Source organism: uncultured Roseobacter sp. (genome assembly GCF_947491795.1).
Classification (GTDB): Bacteria; Pseudomonadota; Alphaproteobacteria; order Rhodobacterales; family Rhodobacteraceae; genus Roseobacter.
This window is the reverse complement of record NZ_CANLKW010000001.1, coordinates 725,879-742,039: the sequence shown is the minus strand read 5'-3', so window position 1 is coordinate 742,039 and position 16,161 is coordinate 725,879. Positions and strand designations below refer to the sequence as shown.

Below are 16,161 nucleotides of genomic sequence, written 5' to 3'. Positions count from 1 at the left end.
AAACGTGGTTAATGCGGCCATGAAAAAATCCGAAACCGTGTTTGGTATCTGCGCGCCCGCGCCCCGGATGACGAAAACGGCCGCCTTTTTACTGGCGACCGTTCTGTCTGTGCCGGTATTCGTCGTTCTGACGGTGATCGACTGGCTCTGGCTTTAACCCAGCTGCACCAGTGCATGCCGTTTCTTGCCCGCGCTGAGTTTGATCGGGCTGGACAAAGCAGCGGCGTCAATCATCAGGCCCGCATTGGTCAGCGGTGCGTCATCAAGGCGCGCGCCGTTTTCTGCGATCAGCCGTTTTGCCTCTTTCCCGGACCCCGCCAGACCTGACTTGACGATCAGTTGCACTATGGAAATTCCGTCGCCCAGATCGTCAGCCGAAAGGGTGAGCGTCGGCAGATCGTCCCCGATACCGCCTTTCTCAAAGACTTCCCGGGCGGTCGCCTCCGCTGCCGCCGCGGCCTCAGCCCCGTGCAGCAGTGTCGTGACCTCATTGGCAAGACGTACCTTGGCCTCGTTGATCTCCGAACCTTCGAGCGCGCCCAGCCGGTCACATTCGTCCACGGGCAGTTCTGAATAGAGCTTGAGGAAGCGCCCGACATCCGCGTCGGTGGTGTTGCGCCAGAACTGCCAGAATTCGTAGGGCGAGAGCATGTCAGGGTTCAGCCAGACAGCACCGGCCTGGGACTTGCCCATTTTTTTGCCATCGGAGGTTGTCAGCAGGTGCGTTGTCAGCCCGTAGACCTCGCCGTCGATCACGCGGCGCGTCAGGTCGATCCCGTTGACGATGTTGCCCCACTGGTCAGAGCCGCCCATCTGCAGCACGCAGTCATACCGGCGGTGCAGTTCCATAAAGTCATAGGCCTGCAGGATCATGTAGTTGAACTCAAGAAACGACAGGGACTGCTCGCGGTCGAGACGCGACTTCACGCTCTCAAAGGACAGCATCCGGTTGATCGAAAAATGCCGCCCGATGTCCCGCAGAAAGTCGAGGTAGTTCAGCCCGTCCAGCCACTCGGCGTTGTTGATCATCAGGGCATCTGTCGCATCATCCCCATAGTCGAGGTAGGCCGAAAACACCTTTTTGATGCCGGCGATATTGGCGTCGATATCTTCCGGGCTCAGCAGGGGGCGTTCATCGGCGCGAAAAGACGGGTCACCCACCTTGGTCGTGCCGCCGCCCATCAGCGTGATGGGTTTATGACCGGTTTTCTGGAACCAGCGCAGCATCATGATCTGAATGAGCGATCCCACATGCAGCGATTTTGCGGTCGCGTCAAAGCCGATATAGGCCGTTTTCACCCCTGAAAGCAGCGCTTCATCCAGCCCCTGATAGTCCGTGCAATCGGCCAGAAAGCCGCGCTCGATCATTACAGCGACAAAGTCCGATTTGGGGTGGTAGGTCATGATACTTGCTCTTTCACGGTGAATGCGCACACTCTATAGGCGGTGAAAAGACAAAGGAAAAGGCTTTGAGCAGGGCCATCCCCAAAACCGGAATCGTCACAGCGCTCGGCGCTATGAGCGGCACCTCTCTGGACGGTGTTGATGCGGCTGTTCTGCGCACGGACGGCATCACGATAGAGGGCTTTGGCGAGACCGGATACCGCGCCTATTCAGCTGCCGAACAACGCACACTTGCCGCAGCCCTGGGGCAGTGGTCGGGTGCCCGGACCGGGGCGGCGCGCACCGTTACAGAACAGGCGCACTTTGAAGCGCTGCGTGGCTTTGAGGGCATTGATCTTGTTGGGTTTCATGGTCAGACCCTTGCCCATGCGCCGCGTACCCGCGGAACGCTGCAGGTGGGCAGCGGTGCCTGGCTGGCTGGTGCGCTGGATCTGCCGGTCGTGTGGGATTTCCGGACAGCGGACGTGGAGCTGGGCGGAGAGGGCGCGCCGCTGGCACCGTTTTTCCATTTCGCCTGCGCGCGTTTCATCGGTGCGGATGCACCGCTGGCTTTTCTGAACCTCGGTGGTGTCGGCAATCTCACCTTTGTCGATCCCGCAAAGGAGCGTCCGGAGGAGAAGGGCGCATTGCTGGCCTTTGATACGGGTCCGGCCAACGCGCCCCTGAATGATCTTCTGCGCGCCCGACTGGATATCGCCTTTGATGAGGGAGGCCGCATCGCGCGCCAGGGCACGGTAGAGCAGGGCGCGCTCGAGCTTTTTCTGGCGGAGCCGTATTTCGCAAGAATGCCGCCTAAATCTCTGGACAGAAATGACTTTTCGGAAATGATCCGTCTGGTTGGTGAGCTCAGTGACGCCGATGCGGCGGCCACGCTCACGGCGATGTGTGCGGCTGGCGTGGCCCAGGGGATGGAGCATTGTCCGAAGCCACCCGCCCGGCTGCTGGTCACGGGGGGCGGACGTCACAATCCGGTACTGATGGAGATGCTGTCCGTTTCGCTGGACTGTCCGGTCGGCCCGGTCGAGGAGGTGGGGCTTGATGGTGACATGCTGGAGGCGCAGGCTTTTGCCTATCTTGCGGTGCGCGTCGCGCGGGGGCTGCCCACATCCTGTCCCGGCACAACCGGCGTGCGCGCGGCTGTCAGTGGCGGCACCATCAGCCTGCCGCCGGAACAGCGCGCGGCGGTTTAATCCCCTGAACGCGGGATATCAAATCCAGGTGCGGCAAGAGTAAAACCCTCAAACTGAAATCCCGGGGATACCGTGCAGCTGACGAGGGTATATTCGCCTGTGGTACGGGCTGCCTGCCAGTGGTTTTCCGGCACAATCATCTGTGGGCTGCCCGTGCGCAGATCGGGGCCCAGCAGATGATCCGTCGCGGGCCCCGTGTCATCGGCGCTCAGCGACAGGATCAGCGGCGCACCGCTGTGCCAGAACCAGATTTCTGTCGCATCCACGCGGTGCCAGTGACTGCTCTCGCCCGCTTTGAGCAGAAACCAGATGCAGGTGCCGGTGGGGCGTCCGTCGTTTTCTGCAATCCATGTCTGGCGGTAATGCCCGCCCTCGGGGTGGGGCTGCAAAGACAGATGGTCGATGATCTCTTGTGCCGTCATACGGGCACTGTACCGTGAACACCGCGCAGGTCGAGAGGGACAGAGCATGAAAGTAATCGTCGTAGGCGCCGGGGTCATCGGTGCCGTGACCGCCTGGAACCTTGCCCGCAGCGGCGCGCAGGTCACGGTGATCGAGGCCGGAGCACCCGCCCAGGGTGCCTCAGGCGCATCCTTTGGCTGGATCAACGCCAGCTTTTACGCGGACGAGGATCACTTTCACCTGCGCCATGCCGCATTCGCCGCGCACCGCCGGCTGGCGGACGCCCTGGGCAGCAGGGCCGTGCAATGGCAGGGTTGCCTGTGCTGGGAGGAGCAGGGAGCGGCCTTTGACGCCCAGTCAGACGCACTGCGCGCCCTTGGCTACAATGTCCGGGAAATTGACCGGGACGGGTTCACCGCGCTGGAGCCAGGTATTCCGGCGCCGGAACGTGCACTGCTTTTTGCGGATGAGGGGGCCGTCGACCTGGTCACGCTGACGCAGGATGCTCTGGCAGCTGCCTGCGCGCTTGGTGCGCGGATCATTTCGGGCGTGCCGGTGCAGGGCCTGGTGCACCGGGCGGGGCGGATTGCAGGTGTCACCTGGTCAGGCGGCACAATCACGGCGGACCACGTCATGCTCGCCACCGGGACTGCGACGGGGAAACTTCTTGATACGGTAGATGCCCGCCTGCCCATGCCGGACAGGCCGGGGCTGATCCTGCGCACGGCACCCCTGCCACCGCTGCTCAGCCATATTCTTGTCAGTCCGGGTCAGGAATTGCGCCAGCTGCCGGATGGCCGTTTGCTGGCGCCCACGGCAGCTGCGCACCAGAGCGACACCAGCTCCGAAGTGGCTGGTGACCCGTCCGTACTGGCGGATCGTGCTGCGGCCCGGGTCTCTGCGCTGATCGGTCAGGCGGTCCGCTGGGAAGAGGTAACACTGGCCTGGCGTCCGGTGCCGGGCGATGGGCTGCCGGTCATTGGTGCCTGCGGACCAGAGGGGCTTTATGTGACGACGATGCATTCGGGTGCCACGCTGGCGCCTCTGGTGGGAGAGATCGCGGCGGCCGAAATCATGGGCCGGGGCCTCAGCAACACCCATGCGGCTTTGGTAGCGCCCTACAGGCCCGCGCGGTTCACAGAGTGAGTTCGTAGAAAACCAGCAGTTCCGCATAACCCGGCGGCAGCTCTGAATAAGGCCCGCGCGCCTGAAATCCCAGCTTTTCATAGAGTTTCTGCGCATGGATAAACTGCCGTGACGTGTCCAGCAGAATACGTGAATAGCCATCCGCCCGGGCGTGACGGATCAGGGCCTCGGACAGTCTGTATCCGGCGCCGGTGCCCCGTGCGGTGTCGCGCATGAACACGCGCTTGATTTCGGCGTCCCCGTCACTGATGGCGTGATACATGCCGCAACCCACGGCCTGACTGTCCTTTTCGGCCAGCAGGATCAGACCCCCGGGGCGTGCGTGTTTGTCGGCCAGTTCAGCCATCAGCGCGGGGTAGGCTTCCTGCGGGTAGGTCACCGAAACCGCCTGGCTGACCTCATCGCTGAAAGCGATCAGATAGTCGCGGTATTCCCAGCACAGGTCCCGAACAGCCTGCAGATCGGCAGGCGTTTCCGCCTGCCGGATCACAACTTCAGCCATCAGCGCAGGATCGAGCGGCCCGCGTATTCAGCGGTCTCGCCCAGGGCTTCTTCGATGCGGATCAGCTGGTTGTACTTGGCCAGCCGGTCGGAGCGTGCGAGCGAGCCGGTTTTGATCTGGCCACAGTTTGTCGCCACCGCCAGGTCTGCGATGGTGGCGTCTTCGGTCTCGCCGGACCGGTGGGACATCACGTTGGTAAAGCCCGCACGATGCGCCATATCGACCGCTTTCAGCGTCTCGGTGAGGCTGCCGATCTGGTTGACCTTGACCAGCATCGAATTGGCCGAGCCGCGCTCGATCCCCATGGCAAGACGGGCCGGATTGGTCACAAAGAGATCGTCACCCACCAGCTGAACCCGGTCACCCAGGGCCTCCGTCAGGGCCTTCCAGCCATCCCAGTCGTCCTCTGACATGCCGTCCTCGATCGAGATGATCGGGTAATCATTGACCAGCGCTGCCAGGTAGTCGACGTTTTCCGCGGACGACAGCGATTTGCCTTCTCCGGCAAGCTCATATTTGCCGTCCTTGTAGTATTCGGTTGCGGCACAATCCATCGCAAGGTGGATGTCATCGCCCGGTTTATATCCGGCTTTCTCGATGGATTTCAGAATGAAATCAAGCGCGTCCCGTGTGGAGCTGATGTTGGGCGCAAAGCCACCCTCATCACCGATCCCTGTGGACAGACCCGCCGCGGACAGCTCTTTTTTCAGCGTGTGAAACACTTCAGAGCCCATGCGCACGGCTTCGCGGATGTTTTCCGCAGCCACCGGCATGATCATGAATTCCTGAATGTCGATCGGGTTGTCTGCGTGCTCGCCGCCGTTGATAATGTTCATCATGGGCACCGGCAGCACCCGCGCAGATGTGCCGCCGACATAGCGGTAGAGCGGCTGGGCGCAGAAGTCCGCCGCAGCCTTGGCCGCAGCCATGGACACACCCAGGATCGCATTTGCTCCAAGGCGGCCTTTGTTGTCTGTGCCGTCAAGCTCGATCATGGTGGTGTCGATGTCGACCTGCTCTGTGGCATCAATGCCAACCAGCGCCTCTGCGATCTCGCCGTTCACGGCAGCACAGGCCTCCAGAACCCCCTTGCCCATGTACCGCGATTTATCACCGTCACGCTTCTCTACCGCCTCATAAGCGCCGGTGGATGCACCTGAAGGGACCGCCGCGCGGCCCATGGTGCCGTCTTCAAGGATGACGTCAACTTCGACGGTGGGGTTGCCCCGGCTGTCGAGGATTTCGCGGGCATGGATGTCAATGATCGTGCTCATGTCAGGCTCCTGTGCGTATCTGTTGGCCGGGTGATACCGGGATGCGGCTGTGATGGAAAGGGTCAGGCGCTGTTAGCGCGAACATTTCTTTCCCGCCAGAGCGTGTACAGACCCGAGCAGACGATGATGGTCGCCCCGAGAAGGGTCAGCGTATCAGGCTCCTCGCTAAAGACGCCGACGCCGATCACCAGTGCAAAAAGGATGCGCGAATAGCGGAAGGGCGTCACAAAGCTGACCTCGCCCACGCGCATGGCGGCGATAATCGTATAATAGGCCACAATCCCAATGAGCAGGGCGCAGGCATACCACAGCCAGTCGGCAGAGGAGGGCGCACGGATCTCCGTTCCGGCCACCAGCAGCATGATGACAGCCGCCGGGATCAGCACAAGAAACCCCAGAAAGCTCAGCTGCAGCGTCGAGGTATGGGGCGGTACGCGCCGTGTCGCCAGATCGCGGAGGGCAAGACCGAAGACACCCTGAAGCGCAAAGAGAGACAGCCAGCTGAACCCTTCGGTGCCGGGCCGGATGATCAGCAGGACGCCCAGAAACCCAACCAGGATCGCAGACCAGCGCCGCCACCCCACGGCCTCCTGCAAAAAGACTGCGGCCCCCAGGGTGACAACCAGCGGTGTTGCCTGAAGGATGGCAGAAGCAGATGACAGGGGCGTCAGGGCAATTGCCGTGACGAAACCCAGTGTGCCGATCAGCTCGCCGATGGCGCGGATGGCAATTGCCGGGGTCAGCATGGCGCGGTCGAACAGGGCTTCACCCCGGACCATCAGCAGCGTCCCGATGAGCACAGAGCTGCCGAGACCCAGCATCCCGATGATCTGCCCGACGGGCAGGGAGACGGCCATGAATTTGATCAGCATATCTTCGAGCGCAAAGCCGAACATGGCCAGCACCATCAGAGCCGCACCGCGCAGGTTGTCCATATGGGGGTCTTTCCTGAGAAACTCTGACAGGCGGAGTTTCAGAAAGCGGTGCCGGGGTCAATGGAGATGCCGCCTGCTTGCCCGTAGGGGTGTGTCAGCCGTGAATGCTGTCGGTGGGATACCGGCTGCCCGGTTGCATGGAAGCGGAGGCCCATGCCGCGCCCCGGATCAACGGGGCGCGGCACGATTGTTTCAGAGATTGCCCTGAGACATTTCGCGCGCGAGGTGATCCGCCTGGCGGATCGCGAGCGCCACAATGGTCAGCGTCGGGTTTTCTGCAGCACCGGTGGTGAACTGCGAGCCGTCCGAGATAAAGAGGTTCTCAATATCATGGGTCTGGCCCCATTTGTTGACCACCCCGTCACGTGCGTTTGCAGACATCCGGTTGGTGCCCAGATTATGCGTCGACGGATAGGGCGGCGTTGGGAACACCCGTGTCGCCCCCACAGCCTCGTAGACCGCCGCGCCCTGTTTGTAGGCGTGGTTGCGCATCGCGACGTCATTGGGGTGATCGTCGAAATGCACATTGGCGACAGGCAGACCATATTGATCCTTGAGGTCCATGTTCAGCGTAACCCGGTTTGTTTCCTGTGGCATGTCTTCGCCCACGATCCACATGCCGGCCATGTTTTCATAGCTGTCGAGCGCTGAGGTAAACTCACGCCCCCAGGCACCGGGGTCAAGGAAGGCCGCCATAAAGGGCAGGCCCAGAGCCAGCGTTTCCAGCTCGTAGCCGCCGACAAACCCACGGCTCGGATCATGCCGGGATTCGTCCTGGATGATGCCGGCCATGGTGGTGCCGCGCCACATCTTCACCGGCTGGTCAAAGGTCGCGTAGACCGACCCGGTCATGTGGCGCATATAGTTACGACCGACCTGGCCGGAACTGTTCGCAAGACCATCCGGGAACATCGACGAGGCCGAGTTCAGCAGGAGGCGCGGGCTCTCAAACGAGTTACCGGCAACACAGACAACACGTGCCTTCTGCATCTGCAGAGTGCCGTCAGCGTCATAGTATTCGACACCGGTGACCTTGCCTGCGTCATTGTGCAGGATGCGCGCCACATGTGACTGCGGACGGACCTCCAGGTTGCCGGTTGCCTCGCCCTGCGGGATATCGACATAGCCGGCAGACCATTTGGCGCCCCATTTACACCCCTGAAAACAAAAGCCAGTCTGCTGGCACATCTGCCGGTCGCGGTTCTCATCAGAGTTGATCGCCATGCGACCGGTATGGACCTGTTCGTAGCCAAGCGCCTTTGCGCCCTTTTCGAACACCAGATAGTTGTTGTTGCCCGGCAGCCCGGGACGGTCGCCTGTGCGGGTGACGCCCAGCTTGTCTTCGGCCTTTGTGTACCAGGGGTCCATTTCGGCGGCGTCAATCGGCCAGTCGAGCAGGGACGCGCCCTGAACGCTGCCGTAGCTGGTCGCCGCTTTCCACTCATGCTCCTGGAACCGCAGGCTGGCGCCTGCCCAGTGCTGGGTCGTGCCGCCCACGGATTTTACGATCCATGCGGGCAGGCCGGAAAAGTCTTTAGCCACGCGCCAGTCGCCCGACGTAGAGCGCGGGTCGAGCCAGGCCAGCTGGCCAAAGCTGTCCCATTCATCGTTAATGAAGTCCTCCGGCAGGTGCCGCCCGCCGGCTTCGAGCGCAACAACGCTGACGCCTTTCTGGGCCAGTTCGTTTGCCAGCACGCCGCCGCCTGCGCCCGTGCCGATGATAACAACGACGCTGTCGTCTGTGAGATCAAATGGTGCCGTCATGGTGCCAGTCTCCCCTTATAGCCAGTTGATGTCGTTGAAACCGCGGTCGATGTAGCCGCCGAATTCAAATGAGGAGCCCTCGTAGCCGAAGATCGGCCAGACAGCTTTCTGATTGTAGAGACCTGTGACAAGGCCGCCGCGCACCTGCTGAAAGAACGCGCTGTCCTCCATTGCGCGCAACAGATCGACGCGGTCCCGCTCCCAGCCCATGTCGAGATACCCGGCATGTCCTTTTCCACGGGCAGCAGCATCGAGACCGGCGATGCCCACCTCGACATTTTCCGCCGCATCCGCGGTGTCATAGCCTTTGACCGCGATCACGTAGAATTCATCACCCACCTTGTCGTGCGGGTAGATATCCCGGGCCATCTGTACGAGCGTGGCAAAGGTTTCGGGCCGCAGATGATCGGCTGTGGCCGCCCAGGATGCGTTGGGCGCGGCGATAAAGCCTGATCCCACCACAAATGAGGCCCCGGCTGCTGTCGCACGCGACAACAGCTGGCGCCGGGTAAGCCCTTTGGGGCTGTCTTGGATTGTCATGTTAGGTCCTCCCTCGAAAAATCACGTAAAGCGCCCGCTGCGTTCGAGCACTTCGATCTCGTAGCCGTCCGGATCGGCCACAAAGAAAAAGCGCCCGACGAGTTTGCCGTCAGGCGCGAATGTCACAAGTTTGCGCGGTGCCAGTCCTTCGGCTTCAAACCGGGCGTGTTCTGCATCCAGATCCGCGACGGACACTGCCAGGTGGCCGTATCCATCCCCCAGATCATAAGGCGCGGTGCGGTCCTTGTTGACCGTCAGTTCCAGCTCGAAACCGCTCTCGGCGTTGCTGAGATACACCAGCGTGAAATCGGTAAAATCCAGGCGGTCCGCAACTTTCAGACCAAAGGCCTTGTCGTAGAACGCGACCGAGCGTGCTTCCTCCAGCACGCGGATCATGGAATGAATGTTTTTGGCCAAAGCGCCTCTCCTTTGTGACGGTTCACGAACGAGAGTAAGCCTGCTCAGTTGTGGCCGGGTAGTATGGGAGTACTACCCCTGTGCTGCGTGATCCGGCCAGGGGGCCGGGCTATTCTGCAGCGATGGCCACGTCTTCGGCACCGGGGCTCAGCTCCATGAACTTCAGGCAGGCGCAGCGCAGCAGCGAGGTAAAGTTTTCCGGCTCGCCGCGCAGTTCAAGAACCTCGGCATGCAGGGTCGAGACAAAGGCCGGGGCCGTTGTGCCTTCGTTTTCTGCAATCGTATCAATGACCTGCCAGAATGCGTTTTCGAGCCTGATGCTCGTGCTCTGACCGTTCAGCCGCAATCTGCGTGTGGTCGATCCATAGCGCTCCGGATCCTGACCGGCAAATACCTGACACATACTTTCCTCCCTGGGCCGATGCAGTTCCGTGCGCATCCGTATTTTTCACTCGCCCTTGATAAAAAGCCTATACCACTTGTTTGAGGCTGTCTACGCAGCCGAAAGCACGCGAACAGAACGTTCCGCGCCGCGTTTTTTCGCAGGTTTAAAAGGCACGGGCCTGCGCGGAACAGCTGTCCGGCAGGCCTTGCCGGTGCGTGCCTCCGGGCTGTCTCAGGATTTTTTCAGCGGCACGCCGTAAAGCTCCAGACGATGTCCGCGCAATTCATACCCCAGTTTGCGGGCAATTCTTTCCTGCAACGCCTCAATCTCGGCATCCACAAACTCAATCACTTCGCCCGAATTCATATCGATGAGATGGTCGTGGTGGTCGCGTTCTGCGTCCTCGTAGCGCGCTCTGCCGTCGCCGAATTCCAGCTTGTCGAGAATGCCCGCCTCCTCAAAGAGTTTGACCGTCCGGTACACCGTCGCAATCGAGATCGCCGCATCTATGGCCGAGGCGCGGGCATAGAGCTCTTCGACATCCGGGTGATCATCACTGTCTTCGATCACCTGTGCCACAATCCGGCGCTGTCCGGTCATGCGCAGACCCAGGGCTTCGCAGCGGTTGATGATGGTTTTGCTCATGCGCTTATCCTGCTGGACGGGGCTTTTGTTTAGCGGTCTTTCTGTGGCGGTGCCACCCGGTTTCAGGATGTCCGGTTGACTTGTGGATAAAAAACCCCCATGTGCACCACAGGCGAAGCCTTCTGCCGCGTGAGCAGTCCGGGCGCCCGGGTCAGATGACCTGATGTGCGCGCCCGTTTCAGAGGTCCGCTGTTGTTCCCAAAATCACGCGTGGGGCCAGACGCGACGGACAGGTGCCGGCATGCCGCCGATACCTGTGATCCGGTTTTGCGTGTCCCGACGTGCGTGCCCTGCTGATCAGGGCGCGACCGGTAAGTATACGAGGTCTGCCTGCCAGGTGGGCCGGAAAGACGATATGAGTGACTTTGATATGATGGATCTGCCACCTGCACTGGTGGCCCGTCTCAAAAAAATGGGTCTAAACGACCCGACCCCGATCCAGAAACAGGCAATTCCACATGCGCTGAACGGGCGCGATGTGATGGGGCTGGCACAGACAGGCACCGGCAAAACGGCAGCCTTTGGTGTGCCGCTGATTGCGCGGATGCTGGAGATCGGCAAACGGCCCGCACCCCGCTCGGTGCATGGGCTGATCCTGGCACCAACACGCGAGCTGGCGACACAGATCAGCGTCAATCTGCGCGCATTTGCCGAAAACACACCGATAAAGGTGACGATGGTTGTGGGCGGTCAGTCCATCAACAACCAGATCAAGCGGCTGGAGCGGGGTGTTGACCTGCTGGTGGCCACGCCCGGACGTTTGCTGGACCTTATGGACAGGCGCGCTGTGCGTCTGGACGAGGCTGATTTTCTGGTGCTGGACGAAGCTGACCAGATGCTCGACATGGGCTTTATCCATGACCTGCGCAAAATCGCGGCGGTCATCCCAAAGGACCGGCAGACGATGCTGTTTTCGGCGACCATGCCCAAGCTGATGAACGAGATCGCGAACAGCTATCTCAACCGGCCTATCCGGGTCGAAGTGTCCCCTCCGGGCAAAGCCGCTGACAAGGTCACGCAGGAAGTGCATTTCATCGCCAAGGCGGAGAAAGCGAACCTGCTGATCGAGATGCTGGCCAAACACCGCGGCGAACGGGCGCTGGTCTTTGGCCGCACAAAGCACGGGTCAGAAAAGCTGATGAAAACGCTGGTCAAGGCGGGCTATGACGCGGCCTCGATCCACGGCAATAAATCGCAGGGCCAGCGGGACCGCGCGATTGCGGCCTTCAAATCCGGCGAGATCACCGTGCTGGTGGCGACCGACGTGGCCGCGCGCGGGCTTGATATCCCGGACGTGAAACATGTCTACAACTATGATCTGCCAAATGTGCCCGACAACTATGTGCACCGTATCGGCCGGACCGCACGCGCGGGCAAGGACGGCGCAGCAATTGCGTTCTGTGCACCGGATGAGATGGGCGAGCTGAAAGCCATTCAGAAAACCATGGGAATTTCGATCCCCGTGGGCTCCGGACGCCCCTGGGAAGCCGTGGATATCCCTGAAGGGACTAAACCCAAGGGTGGCGGACGCCGTCGCGGGGGGCGTCCTCAGGGCGGTGGCAAGCCCGGCGGCGCGGCACAGCCTCAGGGCAAGAAACCGGGTGGGGGCCGCAGGCGCCGGCGTGGCGGCGGCGCCTCTGGTGGCGGCGGTCAGCGCGCGGCTTAACCCCCGGGCAAAACAAAAAAATATGCACACAGCATCCGGGCAGGGCGATTGACAATTGCGCTGCCCGGTCTCTTTGTGGCGCCATGGACCGCAAATCACATATGGACACTTTCGGTGCTGTCGCACTGATTGCCTTCGCGCTGCATCTGGCGTTCAATCAGGTGGTCATCAAAGTCACCAACGATGGGTTCGCGCCTGTGTTTTCCGCGGGTGTCCGGTCGGCTGGCGCGATTGTCGTTCTGATGATCTGGATGAAACTGCGCGGCATTCCGATGAGCGTTCCGCGCGCGGCCGTTCCTGCCGGTATCCTGTCAGGGTTGCTCTTTGCCCTTGAATTCATGGTGCTTTTCTCGGCGCTGGACTTCACGACCGTAAGCAGGGCGTCGGTGATTTTTTACTCCATGCCCGTCTGGCTGGCGGTCGCGAGCCATTTTCTGATGCCATCAGACAGGCTGACGGGTCTTCGGATCGTCGGGCTGATCATGGCAATGTCGGGCGTGGCACTGGCGTTGCTGGACCGCAGCGATACCAGCGCCAGTCTTGTGGGGGATCTGATGGCGCTGACCTCGGCGCTGTGCTGGGCCGGGATTGCGCTCTGCGTCAAAATCACACCGCTGAGCAGGGTGCCTCCGGCAAACCAGCTGCTGTTCCAGGTGGTCATCTCTGCGCCTGTTATGCTGTTTGCGGCATGGCTGATCGGGGATTTTCTGCGCGATCCGCAACCCATACACTATGCAGGGCTGCTGTTTCAGATCGTCGCCATCGCCAGCCTTGGTTTTCTGGCATGGTTCTGGCTGATGGCGATCTACCCGGCGTCCTCGGTTGCCTCATTCAGTTTTCTGTCGCCGGTGTTTGCGGTTTTCCTCGGCTGGCTGCTGCTGGGTGAAAACGTGGCAGCACAGGTCTGGGTTGCCCTTGTGCTGGTGGCGGGCGGTATCTGGCTGATCAACCGGCGCCCGCGCAGGGCCTAGGTGCCGCAAAAGGTTGCCGGGACCCGCTGTGCGGCGGTTGGCGGGCGCATCAGGCCGGTGTCTGCGGTGCCAAAAGGATCGCGCAGCGCGTTTTGCAAGCGCTCAAAAGGCGCATAATCGCCGTTGACTGCTGCGCTGATCATTTCCTCGATCCGGTGGTTGCGCGGAATAACGCGCGGAGAGGCGGCCTGCATAACGGCCTGAGGGTCGGCTTCATCTGCAATTCGGGCATTCCAGCGTTCTGACCAGGTATCAAAGGCGTCACGATCGACAAACTGGTCCCGGGCGTCGCCGCGCGCCAGGGCATCAAAGGTATTCGTGAAATCCGCGCCCTGCGCCTGCATGATCTGCAGCAGATCTCTGGCCAGCGCTGCGTCGTCAGCGGCTGACGGATCCGACAGCCCGATTTTGGCCCCGAAGCGCCGCGTCCAGGCGGCCTCGATCTGATCGGGCATGGCATGCACAATCTCTGTCGCTTCATCGACAGAGTCTGCCGGATCGTCCAGCTGCTGCAACAGGGCTGTGGCGAACTGGGCCATGTTCCAGACAATGATCCGTGGCTGGTTGGAAAAGGCGTACCGGCCGTGCTGATCAATTGAGGAAAACACCGTATCTTCATGAAAATCATCGATAAAGGCGCAGGGCCCATAATCAATTGTCTCGCCGGAGATCGTGCAGTTGTCGGTGTTCATGACGCCATGGATGAACCCAAAAGACATCCAGTTTGCCACAAGTTCTGCCTGAGCTGCACAGACCGCGCGCAACAGATCCATCGGCCTCTCAGCATCGGGCCAGTGCCGCTCGATGGCATATTGTGTCAGCTCTTTCAGCGCCTCAGTCTGCCCGCGCGATGCGAAAATCTGAAAGGTTCCGACGCGCAGGTGGCTGGCGGCAACGCGGGTCAGAACGGCCCCCGGCAAAAGCGATTCCCGCACCACATTTTCGCCGGTGAGTGTCGCGGCCAGCGCACGGGTTGTCGGCACCCCCAGGGCGTGCATCGCCTCGGAAATCACATATTCCCGCAACACCGGGCCCAGCCAGGCGCGTCCGTCCCCCATGCGCGAATAGGGCGTGGGCCCGGAACCCTTGAGCTGGATGTCGCGGCGCACCCCGTCTGTGCCAACAACCTCGCCCAGCAGAATGGCGCGCCCGTCTCCGAGCTGGGGATTGTAATTGCCAAACTGATGGCCTGCATAAAGCTGTGCGAGCGGTGCCGCGCCTTCAGGGACACGCGATCCGGAAAACACACGCGCGCGGTCTTCTGCGCCGGCGTCCGGCAGACCCAGCAGAGCCGCAAGGTCGTCGTTATAGGCGATCAGCTGCGGCGCACGGACCGGCGTGGGGGCCAGCCTGGTGTAAAAGGCGTCCGGCAGACGCGCGTAGCTGTTATCAAAGGGAACTGAAACCTGCATGTCAGAGATATAGGCGCGCGACACGCGCAGCGCCAGCGTTCTCAGAAGGTCCGCGTCATCAGCATATAGCGTGGCCTGTCGCGGAACCCGGCGCGTGCATAGAGTTTCTGTTTTGCAGGCTCGGAGCGGTCCACTTCCAGGTGCAGAGCCTTCAGACCCGCACCGGCCAGCGCGCGGGGCAGGCTCTGCAGAGTTTCTGTGGCAATGCCGCGCCCCCGGACGCCCGGTCTGATGTAAATCTCGTCTATAATCCCGTCGAGACCGCCGAACTCGACCGACCAGCCAAAGCTGACAATGATGTATCCGATAGGCGCCCGCGGCGGCCCGATCAGATAGGCGGCACCATGCGGAATTCCGGCCAGCAGGGGCTCAATACCGGCACGCCGTGCCTCGCCACTCAGGGCAATGCCCTGCTCGGCGTGAAAAGCCGCCACAAGTGCGTCGAGTTTTTCCAGATGCTCCGGCGCTGCGAGGGTCAGCGTCGCACTCACAGCCTGCCCAGCCGCTCGGTCAGCAGGGCGAAAAACGCGTCCGCATCCAGATCACCGATAAACAGAGCATTTGCAGGCCGGTCGGTGACGCCCCACCAGTCTGCAACCGTCATGCCGAGGGTCAGTTCGGACTGCGTTTCGATTTCCACATTAATATGCCTGCCGGAAAAGATGTCCGGGCGTATCAGCCAGGCCGTCACACAGGGATCGTGCAGCGGTGCACCGGCCGAGCCGTATTTCTCTTTGTCAAAACGTTCAAAGAATTCGGTCATCTGGGCCACTGCGACGCCGACGGGCGTGTTCAGCGCGCGAAAGGCCTGATTGCGCGGCGCGGTGACCAGGGCTTTATGTGTCACGTCGAGCGGCATCACAACAATCGGAATGCCGGATTTGAACACAATATCAGCGGCCTGCGGATCGACGTAAATGTTAAATTCTGCGGCAGGCGTGATGTTACCCACCTCGAAATAGGCGCCCCCCATCAGCACGATTTCGCGGACATGGTCGGCGATATCCGGTGCGCGCAACAGGGCAGTCGCAATATTTGTCAGCGGGCCCAGCGGACACAGCGTTACAGACCCTTTTGAGGCCGCACGCAGCGTGTCGATGATGTAATCCACCGCATGCAGGTCCTGCAGCGGCATGCCCGGATCTGGCAGCTTGGGGCCGTCCAGACCGGTTTTTCCGTGCACATGTTCTGCGGTAACAAGATCACGACCCAGCGGCCTGTCACAGCCCGCATACACTGCGATATCCGAACGGCCTGCCAGTTCACACACCATGCGGGCGTTTTTTGCTGTCAGCTCCAGCGGCACATTGCCTGCCACACAGGTGATCCCCAGCACGTCGATTTCGTCGGGGCTGGCCAGGGCCAGCAGAATGGCGACCGCGTCGTCCTGACCGGGGTCTGTGTCGATGATGATACTGCGTTTTTCCATGCGCACTTTCTGAAGCTGTGATGGACGAGAGTCCAGTACACAAAAAGGTCAAAACGGCGCCGTATTCTGCTGGCAAACC

Annotated in this window: 18 protein-coding genes; 5 read left to right on the top strand and 13 right to left on the bottom strand. The window is 61.2% G+C overall.

From position 1 onward, the window contains the following. Positions 1-19 precede the first annotated feature (19 nt). Positions 20-157 carry a hypothetical protein gene (locus Q1A34_RS03690; protein WP_300030894.1) on the top strand — a complete coding sequence of 46 codons (138 nt, stop codon included), beginning with the start codon at positions 20-22 and terminating at the stop codon, positions 155-157. Here the strand turns inward: Q1A34_RS03690 and tyrS are convergent. Next, complete coding sequence (gene tyrS / locus Q1A34_RS03685; protein ID WP_300030891.1) at positions 154-1,404, bottom strand: tyrosine--tRNA ligase; 1,251 nt, start codon at positions 1,402-1,404, stop codon at positions 154-156. The two genes, Q1A34_RS03690 and tyrS, sit on opposite strands and share 4 nt — an antisense overlap. Before the next feature lie 65 nt (positions 1,405-1,469). Here tyrS and Q1A34_RS03680 point away from each other — a divergent pair, with 65 nt between their 5' ends. Beyond that, a complete protein-coding gene (locus Q1A34_RS03680; RefSeq protein WP_300030888.1) occupies positions 1,470-2,594 on the top strand; it encodes an anhydro-N-acetylmuramic acid kinase in 1,125 nt (374 codons plus the stop codon). On the opposite strand, the gene Q1A34_RS03675 is transcribed toward Q1A34_RS03680, so the two are convergent. Then, positions 2,591-3,016, bottom strand: coding sequence for a cupin domain-containing protein (locus tag Q1A34_RS03675; protein WP_300030885.1), 426 nt, complete (start codon positions 3,014-3,016; stop codon positions 2,591-2,593). The two genes, Q1A34_RS03680 and Q1A34_RS03675, sit on opposite strands and share 4 nt — an antisense overlap. A gap of 46 nt (positions 3,017-3,062) precedes the next feature. Here Q1A34_RS03675 and Q1A34_RS03670 point away from each other — a divergent pair, with 46 nt between their 5' ends. Beyond that, complete coding sequence (locus tag Q1A34_RS03670; RefSeq protein WP_300030882.1) at positions 3,063-4,142, top strand: FAD-dependent oxidoreductase; 1,080 nt, start codon at positions 3,063-3,065, stop codon at positions 4,140-4,142. Here Q1A34_RS03670 and Q1A34_RS03665 read toward each other — a convergent pair. From Q1A34_RS03665 to Q1A34_RS03630, 8 genes are all read right to left on the bottom strand, one after another. Continuing rightward, positions 4,132-4,644, bottom strand: a complete 513-nt coding sequence (locus Q1A34_RS03665) for a GNAT family N-acetyltransferase (protein WP_300030879.1) — start codon at positions 4,642-4,644, stop codon at positions 4,132-4,134. The genes Q1A34_RS03670 and Q1A34_RS03665 overlap by 11 nt on opposite strands. Continuing rightward, complete coding sequence (gene eno, locus Q1A34_RS03660; RefSeq protein ID WP_300030877.1) at positions 4,644-5,918, bottom strand: phosphopyruvate hydratase; 1,275 nt, start codon at positions 5,916-5,918, stop codon at positions 4,644-4,646. The genes Q1A34_RS03665 and eno overlap by 1 nt, the downstream gene beginning before the upstream one ends. A 62-nt stretch (positions 5,919-5,980) precedes the next feature. Next, entirely contained in the window at positions 5,981-6,853 is an 873-nt protein-coding gene (locus Q1A34_RS03655; protein WP_300030874.1) for a DMT family transporter, read from the bottom strand. A gap of 192 nt (positions 6,854-7,045) precedes the next feature. Continuing rightward, positions 7,046-8,617 carry a GMC family oxidoreductase gene (locus Q1A34_RS03650; RefSeq protein WP_300030871.1) on the bottom strand — a complete coding sequence of 524 codons (1,572 nt, stop codon included), beginning with the start codon at positions 8,615-8,617 and terminating at the stop codon, positions 7,046-7,048. A 15-nt stretch (positions 8,618-8,632) separates the two neighbouring features. Next, on the bottom strand, positions 8,633-9,157 hold the full coding sequence (locus Q1A34_RS03645) for a twin-arginine translocation signal domain-containing protein (RefSeq protein ID WP_300030868.1): 525 nt from the start codon (positions 9,155-9,157) through the stop codon (positions 8,633-8,635). A 21-nt stretch (positions 9,158-9,178) separates the two neighbouring features. Then, entirely contained in the window at positions 9,179-9,574 is a 396-nt protein-coding gene (locus Q1A34_RS03640) for a VOC family protein (RefSeq protein ID WP_300030865.1), read from the bottom strand. 109 nt (positions 9,575-9,683) lie between these two features. Continuing rightward, positions 9,684-9,977 (bottom strand): ribbon-helix-helix domain-containing protein, encoded by a 294-nt coding sequence (locus tag Q1A34_RS03635; RefSeq protein ID WP_300030863.1) that lies wholly within the window; start codon positions 9,975-9,977, stop codon positions 9,684-9,686. 213 nt (positions 9,978-10,190) lie between these two features. After that, a complete protein-coding gene (locus Q1A34_RS03630) occupies positions 10,191-10,604 on the bottom strand; it encodes a Fur family transcriptional regulator (RefSeq protein WP_300030861.1) in 414 nt (137 codons plus the stop codon). A gap of 355 nt (positions 10,605-10,959) precedes the next feature. On the opposite strand from Q1A34_RS03630, the gene Q1A34_RS03625 reads away from it, so the two are divergent. Together Q1A34_RS03625 and Q1A34_RS03620 are read left to right on the top strand one after the other, a co-directional pair. Further along, positions 10,960-12,270: a DEAD/DEAH box helicase gene (locus Q1A34_RS03625; RefSeq protein ID WP_300030859.1), complete on the top strand. Its 1,311-nt coding sequence runs from the start codon at positions 10,960-10,962 to the stop codon at positions 12,268-12,270. 83 nt (positions 12,271-12,353) lie between these two features. After that, positions 12,354-13,241, top strand: coding sequence for a DMT family transporter (locus Q1A34_RS03620; RefSeq protein WP_300030857.1), 888 nt, complete (start codon positions 12,354-12,356; stop codon positions 13,239-13,241). On the opposite strand, the gene Q1A34_RS03615 is transcribed toward Q1A34_RS03620, so the two are convergent. From Q1A34_RS03615 to Q1A34_RS03605, 3 genes are read right to left on the bottom strand one after another with little or no spacing between them, the layout of a single operon-like run. Next, positions 13,238-14,653 (bottom strand): YdiU family protein, encoded by a 1,416-nt coding sequence (locus Q1A34_RS03615; RefSeq protein ID WP_300032331.1) that lies wholly within the window; start codon positions 14,651-14,653, stop codon positions 13,238-13,240. The two genes, Q1A34_RS03620 and Q1A34_RS03615, sit on opposite strands and share 4 nt — an antisense overlap. A gap of 41 nt (positions 14,654-14,694) precedes the next feature. After that, the gene (locus Q1A34_RS03610) at positions 14,695-15,144 is read right to left on the bottom strand and encodes a GNAT family N-acetyltransferase (protein WP_300030854.1); all 450 of its coding nucleotides are present in this window, start codon (positions 15,142-15,144) and stop codon (positions 14,695-14,697) included. Then, complete coding sequence (locus tag Q1A34_RS03605) at positions 15,141-16,082, bottom strand: nucleoside hydrolase (RefSeq protein WP_300030851.1); 942 nt, start codon at positions 16,080-16,082, stop codon at positions 15,141-15,143. The genes Q1A34_RS03610 and Q1A34_RS03605 overlap by 4 nt, the downstream gene beginning before the upstream one ends. Positions 16,083-16,161: the final 79 nt, after the last annotated feature.